Origin of the sequence: Polaribacter sp. SA4-12 (genome assembly GCF_002163675.1) — a bacterium.
GTDB lineage: Bacteria > Bacteroidota > Bacteroidia > Flavobacteriales > Flavobacteriaceae > Polaribacter.
The window spans coordinates 1,124,984-1,144,690 of record NZ_CP019334.1 but is presented as its reverse complement, the minus strand read 5'-3'; the positions used below and the strand labels follow the sequence as shown (position 1 = coordinate 1,144,690).

10 protein-coding genes are annotated in these 19,707 nt (G+C 29.5%); 3 read left to right on the top strand and 7 right to left on the bottom strand.

Annotated elements, in window-relative coordinates; genetic code table 11:
- Positions 1-191 precede the first annotated feature (191 nt).
- Complete coding sequence (locus tag BTO07_RS04900; RefSeq protein ID WP_087520168.1) at positions 192-3,170, top strand: DEAD/DEAH box helicase; 2,979 nt, start codon at positions 192-194, stop codon at positions 3,168-3,170.
- Positions 3,171-3,287: 117 nt separating this feature from the next.
- Here BTO07_RS04900 and BTO07_RS04895 read toward each other — a convergent pair whose 3' ends face one another.
- Positions 3,288-5,063 carry an AMP-dependent synthetase/ligase gene (locus tag BTO07_RS04895; protein WP_087520167.1) on the bottom strand — a complete coding sequence of 592 codons (1,776 nt, stop codon included), beginning with the start codon at positions 5,061-5,063 and terminating at the stop codon, positions 3,288-3,290.
- Positions 5,064-5,474: 411 nt separating this feature from the next.
- On the bottom strand, positions 5,475-6,269 hold the full coding sequence (locus BTO07_RS04890) for a pentapeptide repeat-containing protein (RefSeq protein ID WP_087520166.1): 795 nt from the start codon (positions 6,267-6,269) through the stop codon (positions 5,475-5,477).
- Positions 6,270-6,455: 186 nt separating this feature from the next.
- Here BTO07_RS04890 and ppdK point away from each other — a divergent pair, with 186 nt between their 5' ends.
- A complete protein-coding gene (ppdK, locus tag BTO07_RS04885) occupies positions 6,456-9,185 on the top strand; it encodes a pyruvate, phosphate dikinase (RefSeq protein WP_087520165.1) in 2,730 nt (909 codons plus the stop codon).
- Positions 9,186-9,443: 258 nt separating this feature from the next.
- Here the strand turns inward: ppdK and BTO07_RS04880 are convergent, their stop codons facing one another.
- The 5 genes from BTO07_RS04880 to BTO07_RS04860 all read right to left on the bottom strand — a co-directional run bounded on the left by BTO07_RS04880 (position 9,444) and on the right by BTO07_RS04860 (position 19,280).
- Positions 9,444-10,250: a helix-turn-helix transcriptional regulator gene (locus BTO07_RS04880; protein ID WP_087520164.1), complete on the bottom strand. Its 807-nt coding sequence runs from the start codon at positions 10,248-10,250 to the stop codon at positions 9,444-9,446.
- A gap of 382 nt (positions 10,251-10,632) precedes the next feature.
- Positions 10,633-11,862 (bottom strand): threonine/serine ThrE exporter family protein, encoded by a 1,230-nt coding sequence (locus tag BTO07_RS04875; protein WP_087520163.1) that lies wholly within the window; start codon positions 11,860-11,862, stop codon positions 10,633-10,635.
- Between the two features lie 91 nt (positions 11,863-11,953).
- Positions 11,954-15,652, bottom strand: a complete 3,699-nt coding sequence (purL, locus tag BTO07_RS04870) for a phosphoribosylformylglycinamidine synthase (protein ID WP_087520162.1) — start codon at positions 15,650-15,652, stop codon at positions 11,954-11,956.
- Between the two features lie 167 nt (positions 15,653-15,819).
- On the bottom strand, positions 15,820-17,988 hold the full coding sequence (locus BTO07_RS04865) for an endonuclease (protein WP_087520161.1): 2,169 nt from the start codon (positions 17,986-17,988) through the stop codon (positions 15,820-15,822).
- 80 nt (positions 17,989-18,068) lie between these two features.
- Positions 18,069-19,280, bottom strand: coding sequence for an RsmB/NOP family class I SAM-dependent RNA methyltransferase (locus tag BTO07_RS04860; RefSeq protein ID WP_087520160.1), 1,212 nt, complete (start codon positions 19,278-19,280; stop codon positions 18,069-18,071).
- Between the two features lie 241 nt (positions 19,281-19,521).
- Between BTO07_RS04860 and BTO07_RS17625 the strand changes: the two genes are divergently transcribed.
- Entirely contained in the window at positions 19,522-19,653 is a 132-nt protein-coding gene (locus BTO07_RS17625; protein WP_257789764.1) for a hypothetical protein, read from the top strand.
- The last annotated feature ends 54 nt before the right edge of the window (positions 19,654-19,707 follow it).

Here is a 19,707-nt window from a genome sequence, read left to right as displayed (position 1 = left end):
TCTATCAAAAATGTTATTACTTCATTATTAAATGAAAATTCAATTAATAACTTAACCATCAATAATTAACGATTCATTCTAGTTTTTCTATTTAATAATGGTGCTTAATTCAACAAGAATAAACATCTAAAAGTATATATTCGCATTCGATTTTTTATTAAAACTACTAACTACGAATTCTAAAATAATACATGAGCAACTTAAAAAACTGGTTGAATTATTATAAAAATAGTTTAACAGACAGTGAAAATTTAGCTGTTGACATTTCTAGAATTAAAAACTTATTTAATCAAAATTATTGCGATTTAAGTACGGCAACTATTAACTCAAAGAATGCTGCTGACATGCTTGATATTGAAGAGAAAAGAATCAATAGACTAAAAGGAATCACCAAAAAAGATAGTGATAATTGGTACAAAGTTTTTGATACTGAGATTATTATTGCTCCTTTTCAGTTAGATTTTCAATCGAATGATCCTAAATTCAAACAAAAATCAATTCATCCATTTTGGATAACGGCTAGAGTAAATCGCTTAGGTCAATTAACTGCTCCAAGAGAAATATTTCCATTAATAGTTCGTAATTATTTAGATCCAATTGCTGAGGTTGGAAACGATTTTATCTTTTCATCAATTGAAACAATATCAGAAACGAGAGAAATAGAAAAACCTGAAATTGAAAATGAAGAAGAAGGATTAGCGTGGAGCTCCTATTGGGAGTATATTAATTTAGTTTTTTCAGAAATTACTTATGGAGATATAAGTGATTATAGAGCTGAAGGATATAAGACCAATCATAACATTACTTATTTTGCTAGAAGTTCTAAGATTTCAGCAGCAAAAAGCATTCTCTTTTTGTATGAAAATTTAATAAATGAGACTGAAGAGTTACCGTTAATTTCAAAAATAATAAATCCTATTAATAGAGAGCGAAGAGATCCGATTACCGATAAAGGTTTTTTAGATTTTAATCATTTACATTTAGGACAAATGTCTAATGAGTTTCCTCTTTCTATTAGTCAACGAAAAACGTTATTATCTTATTTTACAGCTGAAGAAAATGCTATTACAGCAGTAAATGGACCTCCAGGAACTGGTAAAACTACTTTATTACAAAGTTTAGTAGCTACAGAGGTTGTTAGAGCAGCTATTAGAGGTGAAGATGCGCCAGTTATTTTAGCGTGTTCAACAAATAACCAAGCAGTAACAAATATTATAGATAGTTTTATTAACTCTAAAAGTGACATGGGCAATTTAGCAGAACGCTGGATTCCTGGTTTTAATGGGTATGCAACTTATTTACCATCTAGTTCTAAAAGTGAAAAATCTTTAAAAAACATAAATTACCTAAAAGGGAATATGTTTGGTAACGAAGGAACTTTATGTGATCTAGAAAATGAAGAATATTTATTGAATGCTGAGCATTTTTATTATAGTAAATATCATGAATATTTTGGTTTTGGAGCTAGTTCATTAGATGATGTTTGTCAACACCTTCAGGAAGAAATTACTGTAATGGAAGATAATTTGATAGAAGGAGTTCAGATTTCTCAAAACTATTTATTTTCTATTGAAAAAGTTAATAATTTACTGCTTGATAAGAATAATCACATTAAAAAAAATGTGATTAAAATTTCTAAATTACAAGAATGGAGAGATATTATTGTCAAGATAAAGGTACTTGCTAAAGGAGATGGTTTTATTAATGAGATAAAGCGTTATTTTAAAATTGATTCAGAAGAAAATACATCCAATTCTGAACATCTTTTTATTATTGATAAAGAAACACTTATTAGCGATGAAAAAGCGTTAGTTTTTATAAAAAAATGTATTGCAGATCTTAATTTGGCTTTGTCATCAAACTTAAAATTAAAAAACTGGAAACATCAAAATAATATTACAGGATATCCTTTTATTTCAGAAGCTCAAATGTGGGAATTTGAATATGAAAAAATGGAATCTAATGATAAAACACATCGATTCTTTTATGACGAAATAGATTTAAGTTTACGTCATAAAGCTTTTTTATTAGCGACACATTATTGGGAAGCAAGATGGATTTTAGAAACACAAGATGTACTAGAAAATGAAACAGAAAAAGGAACAGGGGAGAAGATTGTAATTGCAAAATGGAAACGTAGAGCAATGCTAACACCTTGTTTTGTGGCAACTTTATATACTGCTCCGACACATTTTTTATTCAGTCAATTTCAAGGAGAAAATGAACACGGAAAGCCTATTTTCGAATACTTACCATTATTCAATTTTTTAGATTTATTGATTATTGATGAAGCAGGACAAGTAACTCCCGAGGTTAGTATTCCTATATTTTCATTAGCACAAAAAGCAATTGTTGTTGGAGATTTAAAACAGATAGAACCAATTTGGTCTATTCCTCCAAAAATTGATTTTGGAAATTTAATCAACCAAAATATTGTTACAGACCATTCACAAAATGAATATTTAAATGAAATTGGTTTTTTAGCTTCTAGTGGAAGTATCATGAAAATGGCTCAAAATGCTTGTGAATATCAAACACCTTTAGTTACCAAAAAGGAAAATGGCTTGTTATTATTAGAACACAGAAGGTGTAATGATGAAATTATTGGTTTTTGTAATGAATTAGCGTACGATGGTATTTTAAAACCAATGAAAGGGAAGGCGCATAAAGATCAATTATTTGCTTCTATGATGGCGTACCACGTAGATGGTTTTAGTGAACGTAAATTTAATAGTCGTCATAATTTAAACGAAGTTAAAGCGATTATTTTGTGGCTGAATATGCATAAAGGAGATATAGAAAAAGCCTATAATGTAGATTCTATTGAAAGTGTTTTAGGCATTATAACACCATTTGCTAGTCAGAAAACAGAACTTTCTAAAGCTTTAATAGAATCTGGTTTTAAAGTGAATAAGATAAAGTTAGGAACTGTACATGCGCTTCAAGGAGCAGAACGTAGTATTGTATTGTTTAGTTCTGTTTATAGCAATAAAGATGAAGGTGTTTTGTTTTTTGATAGAGATAATAAGCCAAATATGTTGAATGTTGCTGTTTCAAGAGCTAGAGATAGCTTTATTTTATTTGGAGATACTAGAATTTTTGATGAAACAAAAAATATCCCTTCAGGGATATTAAAAAAACATTTAAATATGTTTGAAATGCCAACATAAAACAAACGCTTAATAGTTAAGAATTGATTGAAATAAATATAAAAATATTCAATTTTGGACAAAAAAAAGTAGCTTAGGTTTAACCTAAGCTACTTTTTTTATCTATTAATAATAAAATTATACTCTATATATTTTATCGAATAAATCTTGATAAATTTCTCTTATAATTTTACGTTTCATTTTCATTGTAGGCGTTAAATGTCCACCTTCAATAGACCAAACATCTGGCGTAAGTTCAAAACGCTTAATTTGTTCCCATTTACCAAAGTTTTTATTGCACTTATCAACTTCTTTTTGAATACGTTTTATAACTCTATCAGAACTAATAATATCTTGGTTTGAATCTCCTATATCTAATTTTTTATGATGAATCCATTCTCTAATAAACTCAAAATTAGGTTGAATAAAAGCAGCTGGCATTTTCTCTCCTTCACCAATTACCATTACTTGTTCTATAAATAAAGATTGTTTTAATTCTCCTTCTAATAATGGTGGTACAACATATTTACCTCCAGAAGTTTTAAACATTTCTTTAGTTCTTCCAGTAATCTTTAAGAAACCATCTTTATCAAATTCTCCTTTATCACCTGTATAAAAATAACCACCTTTAATAACACTAGCTGTTTTTTCTGGATCTTTAAAATAACCTAACATTACATTTGGTCCTTTTACTATAATTTCTCCATTTTCTGCTATTTTTACTTCAACATCATCAATAACTTTACCTACAGTACCAATTCTAAAACCATTATTTCGTTCGTCATTTACAGCAATAACAGGTGATGTTTCTGATAAACCATAACCTTCCATAATTGGCATACCTGCTGCTGCAAAGACTCTTGCTAATCTTGGTTGTAAAGCAGCACTTCCAGAAACCATTATTTTTAATTCACCACCTAAAGCAGCTTGCCATTTAGAGAAAATTAATTTTCTAGCTAAACTTAATTTTTTTTCATACCACCAACCATTTGCGCCATTTGGTTCGTACCTTAAACCTAAATTTAAAGCCCAAAAGAATAAACCTTTTTTAATACCGGTTAATGTTTCTCCTTTTAAAACTATTTTATCATAAATTTTCTCATACAAACGTGGTACAGCAGTCATTACATGAGGTTTAATTTCTTGTGCATTTTCTGAAAGTTTTTCAATAGATTCTGCAAAATAAATTGAGACTCCACAATATTGATATAGATATAAAATCATACGTTCAAAAATGTGACAAACAGGTAAGAAACTTAATCCTTTAGATTTACCATAATCAAACGGAACACATTTTTCAGAACTTAAAACATTAGAAACAATGTTTTTATGAGAAAGCATAACACCTTTAGGTCTTCCTGTTGTTCCAGATGTATAGATTAAAGTAGCTAAATCATCTTCTTTTACATCGTTTTTTCTTTCTTCAACAGCATTTTGATTGCTATCATCTTTTCCTAATTCTAATACTTCATTCCAGCTTTCTTCACCTTTAATATCATCAAAAGTAAAAACTTTTATTAATTTAGTCTTCTTTTTTATTTTGTTAATCTTTTTTAAGACTTCTTTATCTGAAACAAAACAGTAAATAGATTCTGAATGGTTTAATACATATTCATAATCTTCCTTACTAATAGTAGGATAAATAGGAACATTTTGAGCACCTGTTTGTAAAATACCTATATCGCAAATATTCCATTCTGTTCTATTGGTAGAAGAAATTATAGCAATCTTATCGTTAGGTTTTATACCCAATCTTATTAATCCTCTACTAATTTGATTGGCTTGGTCAATATATTCTTGGGTAGTAATTGATTGCCAACTACCACTCGTTTTTGATATAAACGCTTTCTCTAAACTATAAGACTCCAATTGATAATAAGGGAAATCGAATAACCTTTTAACTTCTATTGCCATAAATATTTATTTGAAGTAGGCAAAGTATGAATTTTACATCGATTTCGCAAATACTTATTATAAGAGTTTTTTATTAAGAATAATATAATATTTATAATGTATTAAATCTTTTTTGATAAATTTCTTTGTGTTTATTTAAAATGAATTTTTTGAAGATTTACTTGTAGGAATTAAGTGTCCTTCATTAATAGATCCTAAAGTTTTTTTTTATTATAAACGAATACTTAAAAGATCAAATTAATAAAAACGATTTGTGGAAAAAATTCATCAGTTTAAAGTAAATAAGAAAGCTAGCTTCTTTTAAAAAGAAGCTAGCTTAACTTGATTGGTTTTAGTTAGCCCCTAATCTAACCTATCCCATTATGAGTGCAATTTATAACTTATTGAGTAATAAAAAACAGGTATAAATACCTATTTTTTGTCAATTAAGTATTTACTGAAGCTTTTTCCATTAATTTTAGTGTACTTAGAGTCTATGTCATAAGATACATTCATATTTGTAATGTTAAACTCGCCAGAAACTTTCATATATTTAATGTTTAAGTCTTCTTCAAATTTTGTATTTTTAAAGGAAACACCATCAGAAAAATTAGTATACTTAAATGTTGCAGAGTCTTTAAATACAGCATTATAGAAGCTTACGTTATTATTGAATTTAGCATATTTAAAAGTAGCAATTTCATCAAAAGTTGTATTTTCAAAACTAATATTTTTATCAAATTTGGCATATTTAAAAGTACTATCATCATTGAATGAAGAACCAGAAAAATCTGAATTTCTTTCAAAGCGAGAGTATTTAAACATTGCTTTACGTTCAAATTTACAATTTTTAAAAACTGCAATATCTTCAAAACTAGCTGTAAATGTATATCCAGAATCTTCATCTGGTATATAAGCTAAAACATCGTCTTTAAATATACAGTTTGTAAAAGAAATCTTTACATCTATCATTTTTTTGATTTCGTTTGAAGAATTACCAGAACTCCAATTAAACCAACTTTTTTTCTTTTTGCTTGGAAGTTTTTCCATAGCATTATCCATATATGTAAAATCTAAAACACCTACAATTGTTGTATTGTTAATAGAAATTGATTTTCCAGCTTTAATGTCTTTCATAATACTAGAAGCTTCCACTTTTTTCTGAGCAAAAGAAATAGAGGATACTAAAAATAAACTGAATGCTATAAGAGTAATTTTATTTTTCATCGTTTTGAGTTTTAATTTGTTTACATATTAATGACATCTCAAAATTTAAGTTGTGACACTTTGTAAATTATTTTTATTTTTAAAACGCTCATAAAATGACTTGCATCATTTTTAAATTTTTAGTTAAAAGGTATCTTTAGTCATGCTTTTTTTAAGCATAGATAAAAAATAATTTAAAAACATATTATGGAAGTATTACAAAATGTAAAACCCCGTGTATATAAATTTGGGGGTAAACAAGCTGAAGGAAACAGCAAAATGAAAAACCTATTAGGTGGTAAAGGAGCTAATTTAGCTGAAATGAGTGCAATCGGTATCCCTGTGCCTCCAGGATTTACAATAACTACAGAAGTTTGTACAGAATATAACTTATTAGGAAAAGAAAAAGTTGTTGAGATGATTCTACATGATGTAGAATCATCAATTGAAAACATTGAAACCTTAATGGGAACAAAATTTGGAGATAAAGAAAATCCGCTTTTAGTTTCTGTGCGCTCAGGAGCAAGAGTTTCTATGCCAGGAATGATGGATACTGTACTAAATTTAGGAATGAATGATGACGTTGTTTTAGGGTTGGTAAAAAAAACAAATAACGAGCAATTTGCTTGGGATTCTTACCGTCGGTTTATTCAAATGTATGGTAGTGTTGTTTTAGGTATGAAGCCAGCTTCAAAAGAAGATATAGATCCATTTGAGGAAATAATGGAGAACTTAAAAGAAAAAAGAAAAATTGAATTAGATACAGAATTTACTATTCAAGATTTAAAAGATTTAGTATTCGATTTTAAAGTAGCTGTAAAGAAAAATACAGGTCATGATTTTCCTACAAATCCTTGGGAACAACTTTGGGGAGCAATAGTTGCTGTTTTTAATAGCTGGAATGGAAATAGAGCAGTGTATTACAGAAATATGCATGGTTACCCTGCAGATTGGGGAACTGCCGTAAATGTGCAAGCAATGGTTTATGGAAACATGAGTGAAAATTCTGGGACAGGAGTTTGTTTTACTCGTGATGCAGGTACTGGCGAAAATGTTTTTAATGGAGAATATTTAATTAATGCACAAGGAGAAGATGTTGTTTCTGGTGTTAGAACTCCTCAACAAATTACAAAACTTGGTTCTAAACGTTGGGCAGAATTAGCAAAAGTTGAAGAAGAAGATAGACTTGAAAATTATCCTTCTTTAGAAGAATTAATGCCTTCAATTTTTAAGGAATTAAATTCATATCAAAATACGTTAGAAAAGCATTATAGAGATATGCAAGATATGGAGTTTACAATGCAAGATGGAAAACTTTGGATTCTTCAAACCAGAAACGGTAAGCGTACAGGTGCTGCAATGGTGAAAATTGCAATAGATTTATTAAAAGAAGGAATGATTGATGAAAAAGAAGCTCTATTAATTGTTGAACCCAATAAATTGGATGAATTATTACACCCAATATTCGATTTAAAAGCATTAAAAAAAGCCAATGTTATAGCACAAGGTTTACCTGCTTCTCCCGGAGCTGCAACTGGTAAAATTGTATTTTTTGCTGATGAAGCAAATAAATATAAGAGTAGTATTTTAGTAAGAATAGAAACTTCTCCTGAAGATTTAGAAGGAATGAATATCGCAAAAGGTATTTTAACTGCAAGAGGAGGAATGACATCTCATGCTGCAGTTGTTGCACGTGGAATGGGTAAATGTTGTATTTCTGGAGCAGGAGCTTTAAAAATAAATTATAAAAAAAGAACTTTAACTGTAGGAGATCATGAATACCATGAAGGAGATTGGATTTCTTTAAACGGTTCTACAGGTAATATTATTGAAGGGAAAGTTGCTACAATGGAACCAGGATTAAGTGGTGAATTTGCCGAATTGATGAAGCTTTCTGACAAATACTCAGTAATGAAAGTAAGAACAAATGCTGATAGTCCAAAAGATGCAAAAATTGCTAGAAGTTTTGGAGCTCAAGGAATAGGGTTAACAAGAACAGAGCACATGTTTTTCGAATTAGACAGAATAAAAGCGATGAGAGAAATGATCCTTTCTGAAACGGTTAAAGGAAGAAAACAAGCTTTAGAAGATTTATTACCTATGCAGCGAGAAGATTTTGAAGGAATTTTTGAAGCTATGCAAGGTTTCCCTGTAACGATTCGTTTACTAGATCCTCCATTACACGAATTTGTTCCTCATCAATTAGCGACACAGAAAGATTTAGCAGAAGATATGCATATTACTTTACAAGCTGTTAAAAGTAAAGTTTCTGAGTTAGAAGAATTCAATCCTATGTTAGGTCATAGAGGTTGCAGATTAGGAAATACATATCCAGAAATTACAGAAATGCAGACGCGAGCAATTATAGAAGCTGCATTAAATTTAAAAGAAAAAGGTATTATTTGTAAACCAGAAATTATGGTTCCTTTAGTGGGTACTGTTAAAGAGTATGAATTTCAAGAAGAAATAATTAGAACTACTGCAGCAACTATTTTTGATGAAAGAAATAATACTATTGAGTTTTCTGTAGGAACTATGATCGAAATACCAAGAGCAGCTTTAATGGCAGATAAAATAGCAGAAAAAGCAGATTTCTTTTCTTTTGGTACAAATGATTTAACACAAATGACATTTGGATATTCTAGAGATGATGCTGGTAAATTTTTGCCAATCTATTTAGAAAAAGGAATTTTAAAAGTAGATCCTTTTGAAGTCTTAGATCAAGAAGGAGTAGGGCAATTAATAATCTTAGGTACAGAAAGAGGTAGAAGTACAAAACCAAACTTAAAAGTTGGTATTTGTGGCGAACATGGAGGTGAACCAAGTTCTATTGAATTCTGTTATAATGTTGGTATGGATTATGTGAGTTGTTCTCCTTATAGAGTACCAATTGCAAGATTAGTTTCTGCACAAGCAACCATTAAATCAATTGAGTAAAACTTCCATAATTTACTTTGATTAGAAAACCCAGAAATGTAATGTTTCTGGGTTTTTATATTAAAAAATTTATTTTTTAAGTGTTGTAAAAGTAAAAAGACCAAATAATTAAATTTGATCTTTTTAAACTTCATAACAAATGTCATTCTCTTTAACATTATAAATTAATCCCCCGAAAAATTTAACAATGTCATAATAAGGCATTTATCAAATTTAGTTATGTTGTAATTAAAATTATTGTAAAAAATCGTAAAAAACTTACTCTTTTAAGTATTTCTTTAAAAAAGAGTAGTCTTGTTTAAAAAATGAATTAAAATCTTGATTCATAAATAATTTAAAATCTTTTGCAAAATGAGATGAATCGTAATAGTTATATTTATAAATTAATTCATTAATTTCAATTTCTGTAGAAATATAATTTTTCATTAAGTTTAAAAAACGGAATTGCCTTATATACTTACCAGGAGTTATTCCTACAATCTTTTTAAACTGAATTTCTAATGTTTTTTGTGAAACGGATATTTCATCTACGATGTCTAATACAGTTAATAATCCATTTTTTTCTCTAATTAAAGAAATAGCACGGTCAATTTGTTTCGTGTTTTTATTAATATGCAGTGATGCGTTTAAAAAAAATAGATTTAAAGTATCAATCAAATCTATAGAATTTTTAGAATCTTGAAAAATTGGTAAAAGTTTATTATGAAAAGTTTTATTAATTTGTTCTAAAGGTGTGTGTTTGTTTTCTAGTTCAGAAACATCAATATTTAGTAATTTATGGAGTGCCGTTGGATGTAAATTTGCACCTATTGATGTTGTAATAGAATTTGTAGAAAATTTATATGATCTAAAGTACTGACCAGTAATTATAAGATCTTCTAAAAGTATTTCATCACCATTAACTTTAACTTTTTGAGTACCAGCCTCAATATAAAATAAATGTGTTAATCCAATAGGTAAAATAACGGATTTAAAAGGAATGTCATTTTCATCAAAAGAAAGATGAAAATATTCCTCAATTAAATGAATTACTTTATTATTGGGTTCAAAATATTTATGATTCATATCTAATCAAATGTAACTATGTTAAATTATAATTAGTTGTAAAAAATCGTAAATAACTGGTTTTACCTTAATAGTATTGAGAATACTGGTTTGTAAACATTTTGTGATTTCTTCGCAATAATTGGCAAGACGATAATTATGATAGCTCTAAATTAAATATTTTGGGCGTTACCAAAGGTCGGGCTTTCACTACTCGCTTTTTTTATGCTCAATTTATTTAAGCATCTGTAATTAATTATAAGAATTTTATTTTTTAAATGAGATACTGAAATGAGTTAAGTATAAAAAAGAGCTCAAACAAACCGTTCTATCCCTAACGCAAAAAAAAAAAAACAGCTTTTAGATAACTCTAAAAGCTGTTTTTTTATATAAAATAAGTAGTTTATTTTTTTATTATGCCTCCAATTTTTCTAGGCTTTCTTTCTCTAAAAGTACCAGCAAAAAGAAGTCCACCAATAATTCCCATAAGTATAAAAGCAACTTGCTCAAATAAATTTGCAGAACCTGTAGTAGTCGATGGGTTAAAAAATGAGTTACTTAAACCCATAAAAGATTTACTTCCTGGTACTAACATTACAACTCCCTGAATTAAATAAACTGTTTTTGGAGTTTTAGAAATCATCCCAAATAAACGACTCACTCCAACTACAGCCAAAGTACCAATAAAGGTACTAACTAATACACCATATCCAGAGAATAAAACAGTCGTAAAAAATGCAATAACACCTGTTAAAGCACCAAAAACCATGTCTTTTTTTCTTACTTGAAATATTGGTAAAAGAGCAATTGAAAATATTGGAACAGCACAAAATATTGTCCATTTTGGCATCTCAGAAACATGATACGTTAAATCGATATCAACCAAAGATGTCATTAACCCTAAACCAAGTAAAACTCCAAAAAACTGTTTAAATAATAAGAGAATGGAATCAAAAAGTTTTGCACCTCCAGAAACGAGACTTTTAGAAGTTATTTCTTCTAAAGCAGTTGTAATTGCTAATCCTGGAATAAAAATAATAATAGAAGCTAATATGGTTAAGCCTAAATTAAAGTTTGGGAAAACTAAGGTTAATGAGCAACAGATAATAGTTACAACTAATGCACTTAAAGATTCGAATACGTTTTGTATATAATTAGATTTAGTTGATAAAAACACCAAAAAATAGATAAGAGCTCCTAATAATAATGAAAAAGCAAAAGAGATCCAATTGGTACCAATCATTATGCTAAAACAACCCGCAGAAAAAGCATATGCTAATGTTAAATGCAAGTGATTTACTGTTTTGGTTTTTGCATGAATAATGTTCAATTCTTTATTTATAGCGCTATTATCAATTTTAGAATCAATAACCTTATTTGTTAGTTCTGCAATTCTAGAAAAAGCACCTAAATTTAATGATCCAGGAGGAATACATTCAATATAATTAAAAGAATTTTCATCCTCATAAAAAACATAATTTATCCAAGTCGGAGAATCCATAAAGCTACCAGTAATACCTTGTGTACTGGCAACTTCTGTTAGGTAAGATTGAATTTTATAGGAAGGAATACCATATATATGTAGTGCTTTTCCTAATTCAACTATAAATTGATATTTTTCTGGAACTTTCATTTTTTTTATTAAATAGTGCTGTTTTATTGATTATTAGAGCCAAAAAAAGGGCTTTAAAAAAAGCCCTTTTTGAGATACTTTTTTTGTAAAATTATTTTGTTAACCAGGTTTTAGCATTTACAAAAGCTTCTAACCAAGGTGAAACTTCATCTTGCCTTCCGTCTGGGTAATTTGCCCAGTTCCATTGAAAAGTAGAACGCTCAATGTGTGGCATTGTAACTAAATGACGTCCAGATTTATCACACATCATAGCTGTGTTAAAATCAGAACCATTTGGGTTATTTGGGTATCCTTCATAACCATATTTTGCAACAATATTATAGTTTTCTTCAGCTTCTGGTAAGTTAAATTTACCTTCTCCATGAGAAATCCAAACTCCTAATTCTGTTCCTGCTAAACTAGATAACATTACAGAATCATTTTCTTGAATTTTTACAGAAGTAAAAGAACTTTCATGTTTCTGAGAATCATTATGAACTAATTTACCATGTACTTTATGATCAGGATTAATTAAATCTAATTCCATCCATAATTGTGCTCCATTACAAATACCAACAGATAAAGTATCTTCTCTTTTAAAGAAGTTCTTTAACGCTTTCTTAGCTTTTGCATTGTATAAAAATGCTCCAGCCCAACCTTTTGCAGAACCTAAAACATCAGAATTAGAGAAACCTCCAACAGCGCCAATAAACTGAATATCTTCTAAAGTTTCACGACCAGAAATTAAATCTGTCATATGAACATCTTTTACGTCAAAACCAGCTAAATACATTGCATTTGCCATTTCACGTTCAGAGTTAGAACCTTTTTCACGAATAATAGCCGCTTTTGGTTTTGTTCCTTTTGAATTTATTTTTGGTAATTTTCCTTTAAAGTTTTTAGGGAAAGTATATTGTAAAGGCTGATTTTTATAGTTATCAAAACGATCTTGAGCTAAATTATTAGCTGTTTGTTTTTGATCTAATAAGAAAGAAGTTTTATACCAAATATCTCTCATTTCAGCAACATCAAACGTAAAGTTTTCTTCACAGTTTTGAATATTTACAGTTCCTGAATTATTTGCAGTTCCAATATTGAAGAACTCAATGTTATTTTCTGATAAAATTGCTTCTACAGAAGCATCTGCTTGAAAAACAATTCCTGAATTTTCAGAAAATAAAACTTTGATAGAATCTTCTTCATTTAAAGCAGAAATATTAAAATCTGCTCCTAAATTTACATCAGCAAAACACATTTCTAATAACGTTGTAATTAAACCACCAGAAGCAACATCGTGTCCTGCAGTAATTTTATCACCTTTAATTAACTCTTGAATTGTATTAAAAGTATTCTTTACAAAAGCAGAATTCTTTACATCAGGAGCTTGATTTCCAATTGTATTTAAAACTTGGTGGAAAGAACTTCCTCCTAATTTAAATTCATCTTGAGAAATATTAATATAATAGATGTTTCCTCCATCAATTTTTAAAAGAGGTTCCACAACTTTACTGATTTCATTACAGTTACCTGCAGCAGAAATAATAACAGTTCCTGGAGCAATAACTTCATCATCAGCATATTTTTGCTTCATTGATAAAGAATCTTTTCCTGTTGGTACATTGATACCTAAATCTATAGAAAATTCTGAAACCGCTTTTACAGCTTTATATAAACGAGCGTCTTCACCTTCGTTTTTACAAGGCCACATCCAGTTGGCTGACAATGAAATTGAATCTAAATTATCCTTTAAAGGAGCCCAAATAATATTGGTTAAAGATTCTGTAATTGCATTTCTACTTCCTGCAGCAGGATCAATTAATCCAGAAATAGGAGAGTGACCAATTGAAGTTGCAACTCCTTCTTTTCCTTTATAATCTAATGCCATTACACCAACGTTATTCAACGGAATTTGTAACGGACCAACACATTGTTGTTTGGCAACTTTACCACCAACACAACGGTCTACTTTATTTGTTAACCAATCTTTACAAGCAACAGCTTCTAACTGTAAAACTTGCGTTAAATAGTTTTTAAAATTCTTAATTTTATATCTAGAATTCTTGTAGTTTCTTTTTACAGTTTTATCTGTTAAAACAGTTTTAGGAGAAGAACCAAACATATCTTCTAAAGCTAAATCCATTGGTTTTTCACCTGTTGATTTAGATTCAAAAGTAAAACGGTCATTTCCTGTAACTTCACCAACATCATAAATAGGAGAACGTTCTCTATCTGCAATTTTATGTAAAGTTTCTAAATGTTCTTCTGCAATAACTAATCCCATTCTTTCTTGAGATTCGTTACCGATTATTTCTTTTGCAGATAAAGTAGGATCTCCAACAGGTAATGCATCTAAATTGATTTTACCTCCAGTATCTTCTACTAATTCTGATAAACAATTTAAATGTCCTCCAGCACCATGATCGTGAATAGAAACAATAAAGTTTTCTTCACTTTCTACCATTCCACGAACTGCGTTTGCAGCACGTTTTTGCATTTCTGGATTAGAACGTTGTACAGCATTTAATTCAATTCCTGAATCTAAAGCACCTGTGTCTGCAGAAGAAACTGCAGCTCCACCCATTCCAATTCTGTAGTTTTCACCACCAAGAATTACAATTTTATCACCTTCTTTAGGTGTGTCTTTTAAAGCTTGTTCTGCTTTTCCATAACCAATTCCACCAGCTTGCATAATCACTTTATCAAATCCAAGTTTTCTTGGTTTAGATTCACTTGAAGAAGAATTTTCTTCATGCTCAAAAGTTAATACAGAACCTGTAATTAAAGGTTGTCCGAATTTGTTTCCAAAATCTGAAGCTCCATTAGATGCTTTAATTAAAATATCCATCGGAGTTTGGTATAACCAATCTCTTGCTTCAAATTTATTTTCCCAATATCTTGTATTCTTAACGGAATCGATAGAAGCTTCTAAACGAGAGTAAGAAGTCATATAAACAGCCGTTCCTGCTAAAGGTAAAGAACCTTTTCCTCCTGCAAGTCTATCTCTAATTTCTCCACCAGAACCAGTTGCAGCACCATTAAAAGGCTCAACAGTTGTTGGGAAATTATGAGTTTCTGCTTTTAATGAAATTACAGAATCAAAAAGAGATGTTTGATAAAAGTCTGGTTTGTCTGCTGTTTTAGGAGCAAATTGTTCCACTTTTGGTCCTTTTACAAAGGCAACGTTGTCTTTATATGCTGAAACAATATCATTAGGAAATTGTTTAGACGTTTCTTTTATCAATTTGAATAATGATGTTGGCATTTCTTCACCATCAATAACAAAAGTTCCGTTAAATATTTTATGTCTACAGTGTTCAGAATTTACTTGGCTAAAACCAAATACTTCAGAATCTGTTAATTTTCTTCCAATTTTAGTTGCAACACTTTCTAAGTATTCAACTTCTTCATCACTTAAAGATAAACCTTCTTTATCGTTATATTCTGCAATGTTTTCAATATCTAAAATAGCTTCTGGTTGAATATGTACATCAAAAGATTCTTGATGTAAACCATTAAATTTTTCAGAAATCATTGGGTCAAAGTCAGAAAATTCTTCAGTAGAAGTAATAAATTCTTCAATTCTGATGATATCTTTAATACCCATATTCTGAGTAATTTCAACTGCATTTGTACTCCAAGGAGTAATCATAGCTGCTCTTGGACCAACAAAAAAAGCATCGATTGATGTTTCTTCTATTTTTGGTTGATTAGCAAATAACCAAGTCAGTTTAGAAATTGTTGTTTTTGCTAAATCTTTTGTTGTTTGAACGGCGAATACTTTACTGTCCTTATTTCCAAAGAAATGAATCATTATAGTGTTATTTTTGGGTATTGTTGTAAAAAGTGCAAATTTACTTTTTTTCAAATTAAAATGTGAGTTTATTTTAATTGAAATTTAATAGTTGTTCACGTGTTTATTAACCATAAAAAAAGACTGTCTAGTTAGACAGTCTTTTTTTATAATTTAAAAATAAGAAATTAATTCTTTATCAGTTTTTTAGTGATAAATTGTTTTCTGGAATTAATCTTTACTAAATAGATTCCTTTAGCTAATTGAGAAATATCAATATTATTTTTATTTTTTGTTACTTCTGATATTGAAATCAATTTACCTAAAACATTATATATGTTAATTGTTACATCTTCTGTAACATTAAAATAAACGCTGTTTCCATTTGCTGGATTTGGATACATTTTAAAAGAGTTGAAAATTTCATTTTCAATATTTAAAACACCATCAAACACACCAATACCGTTAAATGTGTCTTCAGAGAAAGTTTCCCATTCATTAAGATTCCATTCTGGTAGATTTTTATCTGAACCAATGTTTGGTTCTAAAACTGATAATTTTCTTCTTAATGTAACGTTTTCTGCAAAATTTCCTCCGCCACTATTAAAAACTCCAATAATATCTATTAATGATCCATTTTTGAATAATCCAATAGGGTCATTTCCATTAAAATTAATTGGTGCTCCAGAAGATAAATCAGCTTGAGAGTTTAAACTATCATCTTCTGCTTGACTATTTATAATTACAAATACATCATTAATATTTATGGTTCCAGACAAAGGCAATTCACTAATCCATCCACCAGCTCCATTAGTTTGTTTTTTTATACTATAATTAGCCATATCAATGGTATTACCTGTAAGGTTTACAATTTCAATTGCATTATTACCATTAAATGTTCCTTCAACATATTCAGAGAAAAATAATTCATTTGCATTATTAGTCCCATCAGTAGTTGTTGCGTCTACTGGAGTACTTTGTGCAGATTCGTTATTTGCTGAATCTTTTGCTAAAACTGTTACGCTATAAGTAGTTGAAATATTTAAATTAGTAATAGTAGTAGCAGTATTTATTGTGTTCGTGTTAAAAGTTCCGTCTAAATATACATCATAACTTGTTACTGCTGTGTTATCTGTAGATTCTGTCCAACTTACTCTAAAAGAATTACCAATTTCATTAGTTACAATTAAATTTGTAGGTGTAGTAGGAGCATCATTGTCAACTAAAGTTGTACCATTAACTGCTGTTGTTTGATTAGATTTATTATTTGAAATATCTTTTGCTAAAACAGTAACTGCATATGTTGTACTAGAAGATAGTCCGGTTATTGTATAATTTGTACTTGTAGAGTTTCCTTTTAAATTTCCGTCAACAAATATATCATAGCTTGTTACTCCAATATTATCTGTAGCAGCTGTCCAAGAAGCATCTATAGAATAAGTCGTTATATTACTTAAAGAAACTGAAGTTGGAACTGTTGGAGCTTCATTATCATTAGTTGTATAAGTTCCCCAAGTATCTTCTGCTTCTGCTCCTCCCCAAATAACAGTTGCTAAATAAGGATTGTCTATAAATGGATTCCTGTTTCCTTGTGCATATGTATTTGAGGTATTTTCATGAAATGTATTTCTTCCTTTTTCAAATTCAGAAACAGGATCTTCAACATTCCATTGTAAGAATAAATCAATCATATCATCTGGAGTAGAGGTAGAATTACCAACACCAACAGCTGTTGGTAAACATTGATCGCCATAACGTACGTACATATACATCATCATTCTAGCAACATCACCTTTCCATTCATCTCCTGGATACCAACCTCTTGTATTTGCTCCTTCAGGACCATTATAAGTTACTGAAGAACGATTAGAATTACCAGATCCAGATGCAAATTTATAATTACTTCTAGTTGAATTTCTTGTTTTATCTGCAGGTCTTAAATGATGTGCATCAGTTCCAGGACCAGGATTAGTAGTTATTAAAATAGGATCTGCTAATGATTTTGAAAAAACATGTTCTCTATTCCAAACAAAAGAAGCACCACCACCACTATCTTGCAAACTATTATCTCTAGTACTGTCGTTTGTAATATCTCCATCAGAGCCATCTTCCCAACCATAAATTAAAACCACTTCAGAGCTATTCGAAGGGTTAGCATCTGTTATTTTTGATGCTTCCCATACTCCAGGAGTATATGTTAGCATGTTTGTATGTGTAGCTATAATTTTAGTAGCTAATTCATTTTTTAGATCGATTCCAATCAAAGCTAAATTGACATCATCATAATATGATTCAACTTGAGAAAATGAGATTGAGAATGATGTAATAAAAATTAATAAAAGTAGTTTTTTCACCATTTATATTGTTGTTAAATTAAAAAATAGATACTTTCTTTTTCAGTAATAGCAACTCTAATATCAGCAATAAATATAGAGTTTTATTTTCTTTCTAAAAGTGCCATGTAAAACCCGTCGAAACCAGAAATATGTGCTAATACTTTTTTGTCTGAAACAAAGGTAAAATCTTTTCCTGATTCTGATGTTAAGAAATGATTAACTTGATCTTGATTTTCTGAGGGTAAAACTGAACATGTAGCATACACTAATTTTCCTCCTGGTTTTACCATTTTAGAATATTGTTGTAAAACATCTTGTTGTATTTTTTTTATATTCTCAATAAATTCTGGCTGTAGTTTCCATTTAGAATCTGGGTTTCTACGAATAACACCTAATCCAGAACAAGGAGCATCAATTAAAACTCTATCTGCTTTACCGTGTAATTTTTTAATTGGTTTTGTAGAATCAATTACACGCATATCAATATTGTGTGCTTTGTTTCTTTTGGCTCTAACTTTAAGTTTACGAAGTTTACTTTCATAAATATCCATGGCAATAATTTGCCCTTTGTTTTCCATTAAAGCAGATAAATGTAAGGTTTTACCACCAGCACCAGCACAAGTGTCTACTACTTTCATACCAGGTTTAACATCTAAATACGCTGCTACTAATTGAGAAGAGGCGTCTTGTACTTCAAAATAACCATTATGAAAAGCTTCTGTTTTAAATACATTTGCTCTTTCTGGTAATATCAATGCATCTGGATGATCAGGAACAAACTCTGTAATTACATTTTCTGCATGTAATTTTTTCTGAAGAATTTCTCTAGAAATGTTTAATGTATTTGTTCTTAAAATTACACTTGCTTGTACATTTAAAGCAGCAATTTCTTTCGTCCAAATTTCTTCACCTAATTCTTTTTCACACATTTCATCCATCCAATCAGGAATAGATTCTCTGTATTTTCTAGTTCTAGACAATTCATCAAAACGACCTTTAATCTTTCTTTCTGGGACATCACCAACTTGATTCCAATCTGGTAATGGAATTCCTCTTAAAATACACCATACAGAGAATAATCTCCAAATGTTATCTCTATCAAAAGGAGCTTTTACTTCAGCAATTTCTGAATATAACCTGTTCCAACGTACAATATCGTATATGGTTTCTGCAACAAATTTTCGATCTCTTGCACCCCAACGTTTATCACGTTTTAATGCTTTTTCTACGGCTTTATCAGCGTAAACACCTTCGTTAAATATATCTCTAATGCTGTCTATAACCGCAAAAGTTAAGTTTCTATGTAATCTCATTTTTTTCTTTGGAATGGGGCGCAAAGATACGAAATCTGCTTTATGTATACTGAATTTTGGATTGTTTTTAATAAAGCACCAATTTTTGATAGAAGAAGCCTAGGTGTATAGTTTTAGAAGGAAAGGAAATGTATTCAAATTAGGAATTTATTATAAAACCAATTTTCATTGTACTTAAAACCCCATCACTTTAAATTTGATGGGGTAAATTCTTTAATATTGTGTTTTACTTTTAATATTGTTGATAATAATAAAAGAACCATACAGTATTGCTACTATAAAGAGTATTATTATTCCATTATCAATTGGGAGTCCTGGTGGCGGGGGAGGTGGTGCAGGTGGTGGAACTATTTGTATTAAAGCCATTTTATAATTCTTATAAATAAAATTATCTATTTCTTTTGAATTTGATAATTAACATTTTGTT